This is a genomic window from Streptomyces sp. NPDC101152 (genome assembly GCF_044768275.1).
GTDB lineage: Bacteria > Actinomycetota > Actinomycetes > Streptomycetales > Streptomycetaceae > Streptomyces.
On record NZ_JBIWPO010000018.1, the window covers coordinates 135,925 to 148,522 of the forward strand.

Here is a 12,598-nt window from a genome sequence, read left to right on the forward strand (position 1 = left end):
GGGTTGGAGCAGATGTCGGCGTTAGCGGGGTCAGGAGGCCATCGACGGTGTCGGCAGTTGGAATGAGCGGTCCCCGCTTGCGGGACTAAGCTGCGGAAGGACAGGGAGGGGAAGTTCCCCCCACTGCCTGACCGCTCTGAGGAGCGATTAACGATGTTCGAGAGGTTCACCGACCGCGCGCGGCGGGTTGTCGTCCTGGCTCAGGAAGAAGCCCGGATGCTCAACCACAACTACATCGGCACCGAGCACATCCTCCTGGGCCTGATCCACGAGGGTGAGGGTGTCGCCGCCAAGGCCCTTGAGAGCCTCGGGATTTCGCTCGAGGCGGTCCGCCAGCAGGTGGAGGAGATCATCGGCCAGGGCCAGCAGGCCCCGTCCGGGCACATCCCCTTCACCCCCCGTGCCAAGAAGGTCCTGGAGCTGTCGCTCCGCGAGGCCCTTCAGCTGGGCCACAACTACATCGGCACGGAGCACATCCTGCTCGGCCTGATCCGTGAGGGCGAGGGCGTCGCCGCCCAGGTCCTGGTCAAGCTGGGCGCAGATCTCAACCGGGTGCGGCAGCAGGTCATCCAGCTGCTCTCCGGCTACCAGGGCAAGGAGACCGCCACCGCCGGCGGGCCTGCCGAGGGCACGCCCTCGACGTCCCTGGTCCTCGACCAGTTCGGCCGGAACCTCACCCAGGCCGCTCGTGAGTCCAAGCTCGACCCGGTCATCGGGCGCGAGAAGGAGATCGAGCGGGTCATGCAGGTGCTGTCCCGCCGTACGAAGAACAACCCGGTCCTGATCGGTGAGCCCGGCGTCGGCAAGACCGCCGTCGTCGAGGGCCTCGCCCAGGCCATCGTCAAGGGCGAGGTGCCCGAGACCCTCAAGGACAAGCACCTCTACACCCTGGACCTCGGTGCGCTGGTCGCCGGCTCCCGCTACCGCGGTGACTTCGAGGAGCGCCTGAAGAAGGTGCTCAAGGAGATCCGCACCCGCGGCGACATCATCCTGTTCATCGACGAGCTGCACACGCTGGTCGGTGCGGGTGCCGCCGAGGGCGCCATCGACGCCGCTTCGATCCTGAAGCCGATGCTGGCCCGCGGTGAGCTGCAGACCATCGGTGCGACCACGCTGGACGAGTACCGCAAGCACCTGGAGAAGGACGCGGCCCTCGAGCGCCGCTTCCAGCCCATCCAGGTCGCCGAACCGTCCCTGCCGCACACGATCGAGATCCTCAAGGGTCTGCGCGACCGGTACGAGGCCCACCACCGCGTCTCCATCACCGACGAGGCGCTGGTCCAGGCCGCCACCCTGGCCGACCGGTACATCTCGGACCGCTTCCTGCCGGACAAGGCGATCGACCTGATCGACGAGGCCGGCTCCCGGATGCGTATCCGCCGGATGACCGCGCCGCCGGACCTGCGCGAGTTCGACGAGAAGATCGCGGGCGTGCGCCGCGACAAGGAGTCCGCGATCGACTCGCAGGACTTCGAGAAGGCCGCCTCCCTGCGCGACAAGGAGAAGCAGCTCCTGGCCGCCAAGGCCAAGCGGGAGAAGGAGTGGAAGGCCGGCGACATGGACGTCGTCGCCGAGGTCGACGGCGAGCTGATCGCCGAGGTCCTCGCGACCGCCACCGGCATCCCGGTCTTCAAGCTGACGGAGGAGGAGTCCAGCCGCCTGCTGCGGATGGAGGACGAGCTCCACAAGCGGGTCATCGGCCAGGTCGACGCCGTCAAGGCGCTGTCGAAGGCGATCCGCCGTACGCGCGCGGGCCTGAAGGACCCCAAGCGTCCCGGTGGTTCGTTCATCTTCGCCGGCCCGTCCGGTGTCGGTAAGACCGAGCTGTCCAAGGCGCTCGCCGAGTTCCTCTTCGGCGACGAGGACGCGCTGATCTCCCTCGACATGTCCGAGTTCAGCGAGAAGCACACGGTGTCGCGTCTGTTCGGTTCCCCGCCCGGATACGTGGGCTACGAAGAGGGCGGCCAGCTGACCGAGAAGGTCCGCCGCAAGCCGTTCTCCGTCGTCCTGTTCGACGAGGTGGAGAAGGCCCACCCGGACATCTTCAACTCGCTGCTGCAGATCCTGGAGGACGGTCGCCTGACCGACTCCCAGGGCCGGGTCGTGGACTTCAAGAACACGGTCATCATCATGACGACCAACCTCGGCACCCGGGACATCTCCAAGGGCTTCAACCTGGGCTTCGCGGCCTCGGGTGACACGAAGACCAACTACGAGCGCATGAAGAACAAGGTGTCGGACGAGCTCAAGCAGCACTTCCGCCCCGAGTTCCTGAACCGCGTCGACGACGTGGTCGTCTTCCCGCAGCTGACCCAGACCGACATCCTCGCGATCGTCGACCTGATGATCGGCAAGGTGGACGAGCGCCTCAAGGACCGGGACATGGGCATCGAGCTCTCCCAGTCCGCCAAGGAGCTGCTGTCCCAGAAGGGTTACGACCCGGTGCTGGGCGCGCGGCCGCTGCGCCGCACGATCCAGCGCGAGATCGAGGACTCCCTGTCGGAGAAGATCCTCTTCGGCGAGCTGCGCCCCGGTCACATCGTGGTCGTGGACACCGAGGGCGAGGGCGACACCAAGACCTTCACCTTCCGGGGTGAGGAGAAGTCGGCCCTGCCGGACGTCCCGCCGATCGAGCAGGCCGCCGGCGGAGCGGGTCCGAACCTGAGCAAGGAGGCGTAAGCCTCACGGCTTCCCGGCCGACGAAAGGGGCCGGTGCCTTCGGGCACCGGCCCCTTTCGCATGCGCGGACCGCGGACTACGACAACTGGCCGTTGTAGTCCGGGAGTTTGAACGTCTGGTCGGCGTGGCCGCCCGAGAGGTCGGAGGCGGTGTTGCCGATGTTGGCGATGATGTCGTAGCCCTTGTTCTCGATGTCGACGCGCTGGGCGGTCTTGTAGGCGGCGACGTCCTTGAAGAGGTCGAGGAAGCCGCGGACGTAGAGCCCTGAGACCTGGTAGCCGTCGTACTGCAGGTTGTACTCGGTGGCCGACTCGATGATGTCGGGGCGGGCCGTGACGAAGAAGAGCGAGACGCCGTGCTCCTGGGCGTACTTCGCGACGTTCAGGACCGGCTTGTTGGCCGGCTGGGGGTAGCTGAAGCCGAAGTCGGTCTCCAGCGCGGTGTTGTCGATGTCGAGGACGATCGCCTGCTTCTCGCCGGGCTTGACCGAGGCGATGCGCTGCTGGATGTAGGGCAGTGCCTGGTCCATCACGGCCTGGCAGTCCTTCTGCCAGGTGGCGTAGTCGACCTTGGTGCTGTCGGTCGTGGCGGCGTCGGCCGGGCCGGCCATGGCCACGAGGGCGGTCGCCGAGACGGCGGCGACGGTCATACGGCGCACCAGAAGGCGTCGTCCTGTCATCGGTGGGGTTCCTCTCACGTCCGTGATGCTGCCGGTGTCGGATGCATGTTCGTGGGCGAAAGTGGCGCGAGGGGAACCGTAGGGTTACCGGCGGTAATACACCAGAGACGCGCGTCACACGGCACGTCAGTACTCGGTGACATGGCGCACAGGCGATTTGTCCCTTACTAGGTCGGATAGTGGGATGTCGTCGGCTTTCTCCATGAGGGAACAGCGAATTTCGATAGTTATTACTAGGGAACGCCGTAGATGCCCTGTTTGGGGCTTTATGGGGGCTCGGGTTACCAAGGGGTGGTCCATCCGGCGGACGTCGTGCGCCGGGTGGTTTTCTCTGTCGCCGATCCCCCGAGGTTTCCATGTTCACGCGTGTCACGTCCCGTTCTTCCCGTACGTCCGCGCTGCGCACCCGCGCGGCGGTCCTGGCCGCCGGCCTCGGAGCGTCGGTCGTCCTGGGGGCCGGGGTCGCGGCCGCCGCCCCGACCGCCGCCACCGCCTCCAGTGCCGCGAGCGCCGTCCAGGCGCAGGCCGCCGCGAAGAAGGCGGCCGCCTGGGTCCACCCGGTGGAGAAGTACACGCTCACCGCGAAGTTCGCCCAGGCCGGCAGCATGTGGCAGTCCACCCACAGCGGGCAGGACTTCGCCGTGCCCAGCGGCACCAATGTCGTCGCCGTGCACGGTGGCACCGTCGTCAAGGCGGGCGGCAACGGCGCCGGTGACGGGCCCGCGTACGGCAACGCCATCGTGATCAAGCACGGCAACGGCACCTACTCGCAGTACGCCCACCTGTCCCGCATCGACGTCAGGGTCGGCCAGGTCGTCGCCACCGGTCAGCACATCGCGCTGTCCGGCAACACCGGCAACACCAGCGGCCCGCACCTGCACTTCGAGATACGGACCACTCCGAACTTCGGCTCGGCGATCGACCCGGTCGCGTTCCTGCGGTCGAAGGGTCTCAGCCTCTAGGAGGCACCCGTCGGCGTCTGACTGCCCTCGTGGGCCTGGGTCACCAGGCCCCGGGCGACCTCCATGACCGCCGCGCGCTTCTCCTCGTCGGTGCCCGGCAGGTCGTTGAGGGCGAACATGCCGGCGTGCATGGTGAAGACGGCGCTCACGCAGCGGACCTGGTCGACCAGGGCGGCCTGCGGGTCGATGAGGATGTCGCGCATGCCGAGCATGCGGTGGCGGAACATCTCGCCGATCCGCAGTTCCTTCACCGTCGCCTGGTTCTCCTGCATGAAGCGGAAGAGCGGGAGTGCCTCGGTGAGCGCCTCGTTGTAGCGGACGAGGATCTCTTCCTTCGTCTCCAGGGTGTGCGGCTGGCCCTTGCCCCACTCGATGAGTTCCTCGATGGGTTGGGAGAGGTCCTCGAAGATGCTGACGAGGATCTCTTCCTTCGTCTTGAAGTGGTAGTACAGCGCCGCCTTGGTGACGTCCAGACGCTCGGCGATCTCGCGCAGCGAGGTCTTCTCGTAGCCCTGTTCGGCGAAGAGTTCGAGCGCCACGTCCTGGATGCGCTGGCGAGTGTTTCCGCGGCGCTGCCGCTTGGTGCCGTCCATCGTGCCGCCCATTCTCGCGCTCCTCACGCCCCCTGCTGACTTACTTGCCGCCCGACTAGTAAACTTACTTGACGCCCGGCTAGTTACGGGTCTACCTTCCTCAGTGTAGTCAACTAGCCGGTCGGCAAGTAAGTAGTCGGCCGGGGGGAAGTGGCGCAGGACTTGTAGGGGAGTGGGCACGATGGCGGACACACAGACGGTCGAGACCAGGCCGGACAAACAGCCGAAGAGCGTGCGGGTGGTGCTCCTCGCGCTCATGATCACCATGATGCTCGCGATGCTCGACAACATGATCGTCGGCACCGCGATGCCGACGATCGTCGGCGAGCTCGGCGGGCTCGAGCACCTGTCCTGGGTGGTGACGGCGTACACGCTGGCCACCGCCGCCGCCACCCCGGTGTGGGGCAAGCTCGGCGACATGTTCGGCCGCAAGACCACCTTCATGACCTCGATCGTGATCTTCCTGGCCGGCTCCGCGCTCAGCGGCATGGCCCAGAACATGAGCGAGCTGATCGGCTTCCGGGCCGTGCAGGGTCTGGGTGCCGGCGGTCTGATGGTCGGCGTGATGGCGATCATCGGTGACCTGATCCCGCCCCGGGAGCGGGGCAAGTACCAGGGCATGATGGCCGGTGTCATGGCCATCGCCATGATCGGTGGACCGCTGGTCGGCGGCACCATCACCGACAACTGGGGCTGGCGCTGGGCCTTCTACATCAACCTGCCGCTCGGCGTGGTCGCGCTCGGCCTGATCAGCGTGGTGCTGCACCTGCCGAAGAAGCGCGCCAAGGCCGGCATCGACTACCTCGGCGTGATCCTGCTGACCGTCGGCATCACCTCGATCGTGCTGGTCACCACCTGGGGCGGTTCGCAGTACGCCTGGACCTCCGCGCGGATCATGGAGCTGATCGGCATCGGTGTGGCCGCGCTGATCGGGTTCGTGTTCTGGCAGACCAAGGCGGTCGAGCCGGTCGTACCGCTGCACATCTTCCGCAGCCGCAACTTCACGCTGATGTCCGTCATCGGCTTCATCACCGGTTTCGTGATGTTCGGCGCCACGCTGTACCTGCCGCTGTACCAGCAGGCGGTGCAGGGGGCCTCCGCGACCAACTCCGGTCTGCTGCTGCTGCCGATGCTCGGCGCCATGCTGGTCACCTCGATGGTGGCCGGCCGGGTGACCACCAACACCGGTCGCTACAAGGTCTTCCCGGTCGTCGGCAGCGTCCTCATGACCGTCGGGCTGTACCTGCTGTCCACCATGGACACCGGCACCTCCCGGTTCACGTCCGGCGTGTTCATGGCGGTCGTGGGTCTGGGCATGGGCTGCCTGATGCAGATCACCATGCTGGTCGCGCAGAACAGCGTCGAGATGAAGGACATGGGCGTCGCGTCCTCCTCGACCACCCTGTTCCGTACGCTCGGCTCCTCCTTCGGTGTCGCGATCATGGGCGCTCTGTTCAACAACCGCGTCCAGCACGTGATGGCGGAGCGGGCCGGGGCGCTCGGATCGAAGATCACCGAGAAGTCGGCGTCGCTGGACGCCAAGAGCCTGGCGAAGCTGCCGGCGGTGGCCCGCGAGGCCTACCAGCACGCGCTCTCCGCGGGCGTCCACTCGGCGTTCCTGCTCGGCTCGGTGGTCGCCGTGGTCGCGCTGGTGGCGGCGGTGTTCGTCAAGGAGGTCGCGCTGCGCGGAGCGGGACCGAAGCCGGAGGTACCGGCCGAGGACGCGGTGGCGCAGCCCCCGGTCGTCGAGGCCGTCTGATCTGGACCGTCTGATCAAACAGTGAGCCGAAGGCCCCCGGTGGGTGTCCGCCCCGGGGGCCTTCCTCATGTCCCCAGGCCGGCGGTGGGGACCGGCTGCATCAGCGAGGACGCGATCACGACCCGGGCGGATCCTCGCCCCGGTGGGTGCGGCTCTCGCGCGGGGAGTGCTGGTGGCCGGGACCTGAGCGGGCGGCCCCGCGGACCGGGCTACGGCATCATCGGGTAGCTGCCGGTGTTCGTCGGCGCGTGCTCCGGCAGCCACAGCACCGCCACCGCGCCCTCCGCCGGGACGTGCTCGGGCGCGCCCGCCGGGCGGACGTTGCGGAAGGTCAGCCGGGCGCCCAGCACCCGCGCCTGCCCTGCGGCGATGGTCAGACCCAGGCCGTGGCCGTGGCCGGCGCGGTCGGCGCTGCCCGTGCGGAAGCGGCTCGGACCGTCGGCGAGCAGGTCGGAGGGGAAACCGGGGCCGTGGTCGCGGACCCGGATGACGCGGCCCTCGACGGTGACCTCGATCGGCGGCTTGCCGTGCCGGGCGGCGTTCGCCAGCAGGTTGAACAGCACGCGTTCCAGGCGGCGCGGGTCGGTCGTGACCATCGACTCGTGCACCACCCGCACCTCGACGTCCGGGTCCTTCGCCAGCACCCGCCGGGCGACGAACTCGCCGAGCATGAGGTCCTGCAGTTCGGCCCGCTCGGAGGCCCCGTCGAGCCGGGCCACCTCCAGCACGTCCTCGACGAGCGTGCGCATCGCCTTCGCGCGGTCCAGGACCAACTCGGTGGGCCGCCCGGGCGGAAGCAGCTCCGCCGCCGTCAGCAGGCCCGTCACCGGGGTGCGCAACTCGTGCGCGATGTCGGCGGTGACCCGGCGCTCCGCCTCCAGGCGCTGCTGGAGCGCGTCCGCCATGGCGTCCACCGCGCTGGCCAGGTCGTCGGTCTCGTCCCGTACGACCCCGCCGATCGCGGCCCGCACCCGTACGTCCGACTCGCCCCTCGCGACCTGGTTCGCCGCGGCCGCCGCCTTGCGCAGCCGGCGCGAGAGCTGCCCGCCGATCAGCACGCCGAGCGCGCTGCCGCCGACGACCACCGCGATGGAGCCGATGACCAGGGCCTGGTCGAGGTCATTGAGGATGTTGGTGCTGCGGTCGGTCCATCCGGTGTGCAGCGACAGCACATGTCCGTCCTTGACGGGTACCGCCGCCCAGATGTCCGGCACACCGTTCGGCCGGTCGGTGACGTACGTCCACCGGCGGCTTTCCTCGAGCTTCTTGCGCAGCGCCGGCGGCAGCAGAGGATCGTCGATCTTGACGCCGGGGAAGTTGGGCCGGCCGGTCAGCTCGTAGTTGCGCTGCGCGATCTGCAGCCGTTCGTCGGCCAGGTCGCGCGCGTTGTCCAGCATCGAGACCCGGGCCGCGTTGTGCACGACGAGGCTCAGCGCTATCGCCACCAGCGCGCCGACCAGCGCGATGGCCGCGCTCAGCTTCCAGCGCAGCCCCGTGCGGATGCCGCCGGCGTCGCCGCGCGTCCCCTGGTTCCGGAAGATCCCCCGCATGTCGTCGACGTCCCCGCTCAGGCCTTCAACTTGTAACCGAAGCCGCGGACCGTCTCGATCCGGTCCTGGCCGATCTTCGTCCGCAGCCGCTGCACATGGACGTCCACCACCCGCGTGTCCCCGCCCCACCCGTAGTCCCACACGCGTTCCAGCAGCTTGTCGCGCGAGAGGACCGTGCCCGGCGCGGAGGAGAACTCGAGCAGCAGCCGCATCTCGGTCGGTGTCAGCGCCACCGGCTGCCCGGCCCGGTGCACCTCCATGCCGTCGGTGTCGATCTCCAGGTCGCCGAAGGTCAGCACCCCGCCGGTGACCTCGGGGTCCTGGTCCTCGCCCTTGTCCGCGCCGCCGGCGTGCCCGAAGCGCCGCAGCACCGCGCGGATCCGCGCGACCAGGACGGCGCCGTCGAAGGGCTTGGTCACGTAGTCGTCGGCGCCGGCCTCGAGGCCGAGCACCACGTCGATGGAGTCGGCCCGCGCCGACAGCATGATCACCGGCACGGTCGACTCGTCCCGTATCCGGCGGCAGAGGCTCACGCCGTCGAGGCCGGGCACCATGACGTCGAGCAGCGCGATGTCGGGGCGGTTCGCCCGGAACGCCTCCAGGCCGGACAGCCCGTCGGGCATCGCGGTCACCGCGAAGCCGTCCCGCTCCAGGGCGAGCTGGGTGGCCTCGCGGATGACATCGTCGTCCTCGACGAACAGGACGTGGGTCTGGTCTGCCATCCCGGTGCTCTCAGTTCTCGTGTCGGTCGTGGTGTACGTAAGGGGAGCGCGTACCCCTGGTGAATCGTTCCCAGCGGGCCGAACGGTTCACGCGCATCACTTCGACGGCGAGGAGCCGCCCCCGACGGCGTTGCTGTAGTCGTTGTGCGTGCGGTACTCCTCGGTGAAGCGGCCCGCTGACCAGCGATACGTGATCACGTTCTCGCCGGACGGGCTGGACACCGGATCACCCTTCTCGTACACCTGCTTGGTCACCACCAGGTCGCCTCGGTCGATCTCCGCATAGACGGGGGGTTCCTCCGCCTGGAAGACATTCTCGTACCGACCGCCCTGCCGGCGATACACGTAACTGCCGACACCCACCGCGTCCCCGCAGGTCAGCACGTTCACGACGATGTCGTCCGCCGTGCCGCCGGTGAGCTCTCCGTAGGACACGTCGACCGGGAACTCGTCGGCGACGCACGGCTTCAGCTCGCGCTTGACCTCCGCCGAGACCGCGGGGTCGTCCTTGACCAGCTTGATCGCGTTCACCCGCGCGGTCTGCGCGGGGCTGGGCGTGGGCGCGGCGGCGGCGCCGGCCACCGAGTCGGCGTGCGCCGGGCCCTCGTCACGCGCGCCCGTGCCGCCGGTGGCGCAGCCGGAGGCGCAAAGGCCGAGAGCGGCGAGCACGGCCACCGCCGTGAACGCCGCCTGCAGGTTCCCCCGGTCCTGGGTGGTCTGCCCCGTACCGGTCAGGCCGCCGTGCAACGCTCCCGCTCCCCACGCTCGAGCGCGTGTGCGTCCAGGTCACGGCTCTCCAGCTCCTCGCGGAGCCGGGCCAGCGCCCGGTGCAGCGTGCTCTTGACCGTTCCGGCCGACATACCGAGGGCGGCGGCCGTCTCCTCGGTGGACATCTGCTCCCAGTGGCGCAGGACGACCACACTGCGCTGCTTGGGCGCCAGAACCTTCATGATGTCCATGAGGAGCGCGCGGTCCGCGTGCTGCTCGGTGGCGTCCTCCACGGAGGCGTCCGGCAGCTGCTCCGTGGGCACCTCCTCCAGCTTGCGGGCCCGCCACCACTCGGTACGGGTGTTGATCATCACCCGGCGCAGGTAGGCGTCCGCGAGCCGTTTGTCCGCGATGCCCTCCCAGCGGCCGTACGTCCGTACCAGCGCGGTCTGCAGGAGGTCCTGGGCGTCCGTCGGGTCCGGGACCAGCCGACGGGCGCTGCGCAGCAGCGCGTCCTGCCGGGTGCGGACGTACTCCTCGAACTCGAGCACCTCGCCCTGCGCCATGTCGAACCGCCTCCTGAATCCCCGTTACCGCGCGGCCCTTCGCCGACGGTCTCTTCCGTGGGAATGAAGCTACGGAGGCGTTGTCACGGCGTTGTCCGAAGCAGCCCTCGGCTGGCAATCAGCTGTACGTCGGTTGTGTAACGGCCGTAGGAACGGGGTAAAGCGGCACCCCAGTTGGGGGCGGTATGGGGTGATTTGGTGGTGAGGCGGCTGTGATGTTACGGCCGGTTACGTCAACGGCAGCCGATACAAACCCCCGGGAAGGGGCTCCACGAGTCCGTCCGCGACGAGCCCGTCCAGCGCCCTCGCCCGCTGCACCGGCTCGTGCCACACCCGGTCCAGCGCCGCCTGCGGGACGGGCACGTGCGCCTCGCGCAGGACGGCGAGCAGCTTGCCGCGCACCTGCCGGTCGGTGCCGGCGTACGTCTGCCCCTTGCGTGCCGGCCCCGCGTGCTCCGGCTTGCCCGCGAGCCGCCAGGCGCACAGGGCGGCGATCGGGCAGCGGTGGCAGGACTCGTTCTTCGCGGTGCACACCAGCGCGCCGAGCTCCATGGAGGCGGCGGCCCAGCGCGAGGCGGTGGTCTCGTCCGCGGGCAACAGGGCGCGGGCCAGCCTGCGTTCGGCGGCGGTGGTCGCGTTCGGCGGGTACTGGACGCCGGTGACGGCGCGCGCGAGGACCCGGCGGACATTGGTGTCGAGCACCGCGTGCCGCTGCCCGTAGGCGAAGGAGGCCACCGCCGCGGCCGTGTACTCGCCGATGCCGGGCAGCGCCAGCAACTGCGCGTGGTCGGTGGGTACGTCACCGCCGTGCCGTTCCGCTATGGCGAGCGCGGCGCCGTGCAGCCGCAGGGCGCGGCGCGGGTAGCCGAGCCGGCCCCAGGCGCGGACCGCCTCGCCGGGGGCCTCCTTCGCCAGGTCGGCGGGGCGCGGCCAGCGGGCCAGCCACTGCTCGTAGACGGGCAGCACCCGGCCGACCGGGGTCTGCTGCAGCATGAACTCGCTGACCATCACGCCCCAGGGCCCGGCCTCCGGGCGGCGCCACGGCAGGTCGCGGGCGTGTTCGTCGAACCAGTCGATGACGGGGGAGTGCAGTGCGGTGTGGGGGGTCTCGGTCTCGGGGGTGTTCGTGAGCGCAGTCATGGCCTTCTGATCCTGCCACGGCCCGCGCCGGATGGGCGGCTTTGCCCGGTGCCGGTCGTGGGTCGGCGTTTCCGTGATGATGATCCGGAAAAGTTGAGGCACCGGCGGCGGGTGGGGCCAGCGAACGCGCCGATCTCTCGTACAGTTTGCGCCGTGGGATCTCTGCGCAATCCTGTCGGGCCGCTTCCCTCCTCCATCTACTGGCGTCGGAGGGCCGTACTGCTGTCCGTGCTGGCCCTGTTGGCGCTGCTGATCACATGGATCGTGACCGCGGGCGGCGGGGGCGCCAAGAAGGACGACGGAGCGAAGGGCAGGACGCCCGCGCCCACCATCACGGCCGGGCCGTCGGGTTCGGGTCCCGCGATCAGCCAGGCACCCGGCGGCCGGGACACTTCCGGCGGCGCGGGCGCCGGCGGTTCGGGTTCCGGGGGGAGTTCTGGGTCGGGCTCGGGGTCGGACGGCGGTTCCGGTTCCGGATCGGCCGGCGCCTCGGGCGGCTCGGCGGGATCGGGGGCCGGTGGCGCTGCGGGCGGCTCCGGCTCCGGCTCCGGGACCGGGGTCGGCCAGGGCGACACGATCCCGGCGGGTTCGACCCTGCCCAACTGCACCGCTGACGCCGTGCAGTTGAGCGTGCGCAGCCTGCACAACACCTACGGCCCTGGTGACACCCCCGCACTGCTGGTGACCGCGAAGAACACCTCCAGCCAGGACTGCAAGGTCGACCTCGGCCCGAAGAGCGCGGTGTTGACGATCTCGCGGCCCGACAGCAGCGGCGACTACTGGTCCTCCGCGGACTGCCCCCGGACCTCGGGAAGCCTGCTCTTCCGCGCACCGGCCGGCAACACCATCACGTACACCGTCAAGTGGGACCGCAAGCCGAGCGCCCCCAACTGCGCCACCCCCCCGGCCGGGTCGGCCGGCGCGGGCACGTACCTGGTCGAACTGACGGCCCCCGGCTTCGGCAAGACCCAGACGTCGTTCGTCCTGTCAGCCGACTAGTAGCTTGTTGCGGCTTATTTTCGCTGTGTGGTTGGGTAGAGGTGGCGTAGTTTCACGCGTGCGTCGTCGGTGGTGAAGTGCCAGTGGACTTGGCGCTGGTCGCTGTTGGTGTGCTGCTGCCAGGCGGCGAGTTCGGTGTTGAGCACGGTGAGGTCGTCGATGCGGCGGTCCAGGCACTGGCGGGTGAGGGCGGAGAGCTCGATCTCGGCGATGTTGAGCCAGGACCCGTGTTTGGGGGTGT

11 protein-coding genes and 1 pseudogene are annotated in these 12,598 nt (G+C 69.4%); 4 read left to right on the forward strand and 8 right to left on the reverse strand.

All coding sequences use genetic code 11. From position 1 onward, the window contains the following. Positions 1–153: 153 nt before the first annotated feature. Positions 154–2,679, forward strand: coding sequence for an ATP-dependent Clp protease ATP-binding subunit (locus ACIRVK_RS23840; RefSeq protein WP_404250168.1), 2,526 nt, complete (start codon positions 154–156; stop codon positions 2,677–2,679). Between the two features lie 76 nt (positions 2,680–2,755). Here ACIRVK_RS23840 and ACIRVK_RS23845 read toward each other — a convergent pair whose 3' ends face one another. Further along, entirely contained in the window at positions 2,756–3,358 is a 603-nt protein-coding gene (locus ACIRVK_RS23845; protein ID WP_404250170.1) for an HAD family acid phosphatase, read from the reverse strand. 356 nt (positions 3,359–3,714) lie between these two features. On the opposite strand from ACIRVK_RS23845, the gene ACIRVK_RS23850 reads away from it, so the two are divergent. Next, positions 3,715–4,320, forward strand: a complete 606-nt coding sequence (locus ACIRVK_RS23850; protein ID WP_404250173.1) for a M23 family metallopeptidase — start codon at positions 3,715–3,717, stop codon at positions 4,318–4,320. Here ACIRVK_RS23850 and ACIRVK_RS23855 read toward each other — a convergent pair. Further along, positions 4,317–4,925, reverse strand: a complete 609-nt coding sequence (locus tag ACIRVK_RS23855; protein WP_404250175.1) for a TetR/AcrR family transcriptional regulator — start codon at positions 4,923–4,925, stop codon at positions 4,317–4,319. The two genes, ACIRVK_RS23850 and ACIRVK_RS23855, sit on opposite strands and share 4 nt — an antisense overlap. Before the next feature lie 169 nt (positions 4,926–5,094). On the opposite strand from ACIRVK_RS23855, the gene ACIRVK_RS23860 reads away from it, so the two are divergent. Further along, positions 5,095–6,672 carry an MDR family MFS transporter gene (locus tag ACIRVK_RS23860; RefSeq protein WP_404250178.1) on the forward strand — a complete coding sequence of 526 codons (1,578 nt, stop codon included), beginning with the start codon at positions 5,095–5,097 and terminating at the stop codon, positions 6,670–6,672. Positions 6,673–6,881: 209 nt separating this feature from the next. Here the strand turns inward: ACIRVK_RS23860 and cseC are convergent, their stop codons facing one another. From cseC to ACIRVK_RS23885, 5 genes are all read right to left on the reverse strand, one after another. Further along, positions 6,882–8,222, reverse strand: coding sequence for a two-component system sensor histidine kinase CseC (cseC, locus tag ACIRVK_RS23865; protein WP_404250181.1), 1,341 nt, complete (start codon positions 8,220–8,222; stop codon positions 6,882–6,884). 17 nt (positions 8,223–8,239) lie between these two features. Continuing rightward, positions 8,240–8,944, reverse strand: a complete 705-nt coding sequence (gene cseB, locus ACIRVK_RS23870; protein WP_404250184.1) for a two-component system response regulator CseB — start codon at positions 8,942–8,944, stop codon at positions 8,240–8,242. Positions 8,945–9,040: 96 nt separating this feature from the next. Then, positions 9,041–9,691 carry a hypothetical protein gene (locus ACIRVK_RS23875; protein WP_404250187.1) on the reverse strand — a complete coding sequence of 217 codons (651 nt, stop codon included), beginning with the start codon at positions 9,689–9,691 and terminating at the stop codon, positions 9,041–9,043. Then, on the reverse strand, positions 9,676–10,218 hold the full coding sequence (locus ACIRVK_RS23880; protein ID WP_404250190.1) for a SigE family RNA polymerase sigma factor: 543 nt from the start codon (positions 10,216–10,218) through the stop codon (positions 9,676–9,678). The genes ACIRVK_RS23875 and ACIRVK_RS23880 overlap by 16 nt, the downstream gene beginning before the upstream one ends. 228 nt (positions 10,219–10,446) lie before the next feature. After that, positions 10,447–11,358 carry an A/G-specific adenine glycosylase gene (locus ACIRVK_RS23885; RefSeq protein WP_404250192.1) on the reverse strand — a complete coding sequence of 304 codons (912 nt, stop codon included), beginning with the start codon at positions 11,356–11,358 and terminating at the stop codon, positions 10,447–10,449. Between the two features lie 153 nt (positions 11,359–11,511). On the opposite strand from ACIRVK_RS23885, the gene ACIRVK_RS23890 reads away from it, so the two are divergent. Then, positions 11,512–12,357 (forward strand): hypothetical protein, encoded by an 846-nt coding sequence (locus ACIRVK_RS23890; RefSeq protein ID WP_404250194.1) that lies wholly within the window; start codon positions 11,512–11,514, stop codon positions 12,355–12,357. Between the two features lie 14 nt (positions 12,358–12,371). Here ACIRVK_RS23890 and ACIRVK_RS23895 read toward each other — a convergent pair. Then, a pseudogene (locus ACIRVK_RS23895) lies at positions 12,372–12,598 on the reverse strand (IS630 family transposase); the annotation flags it as partial.

Bases quoted from the DNA above. Each gene is read 5' to 3' on its own strand.
- ACIRVK_RS23880 (WP_404250190.1), bottom strand. From the start codon at position 10,218: ATGGCGCAGGGCGAGGTGCTCGAGTTCGAGGAGTACGTCCGCACCCGG.
- ACIRVK_RS23855 (WP_404250175.1), bottom strand. From the start codon at position 4,925: ATGGGCGGCACGATGGACGGCACCAAGCGGCAGCGCCGCGGAAACACT.
- ACIRVK_RS23885 (WP_404250192.1), bottom strand. From the start codon at position 11,358: ATGACTGCGCTCACGAACACCCCCGAGACCGAGACCCCCCACACCGCA.
- cseB (WP_404250184.1), bottom strand. From the start codon at position 8,944: ATGGCAGACCAGACCCACGTCCTGTTCGTCGAGGACGACGATGTCATC.
- ACIRVK_RS23840 (WP_404250168.1), top strand. From the start codon at position 154: ATGTTCGAGAGGTTCACCGACCGCGCGCGGCGGGTTGTCGTCCTGGCT.
- ACIRVK_RS23850 (WP_404250173.1), top strand. From the start codon at position 3,715: ATGTTCACGCGTGTCACGTCCCGTTCTTCCCGTACGTCCGCGCTGCGC.
- cseC (WP_404250181.1), bottom strand. From the start codon at position 8,222: ATGCGGGGGATCTTCCGGAACCAGGGGACGCGCGGCGACGCCGGCGGC.
- ACIRVK_RS23845 (WP_404250170.1), bottom strand. From the start codon at position 3,358: ATGACAGGACGACGCCTTCTGGTGCGCCGTATGACCGTCGCCGCCGTC.
- ACIRVK_RS23860 (WP_404250178.1), top strand. From the start codon at position 5,095: ATGGCGGACACACAGACGGTCGAGACCAGGCCGGACAAACAGCCGAAG.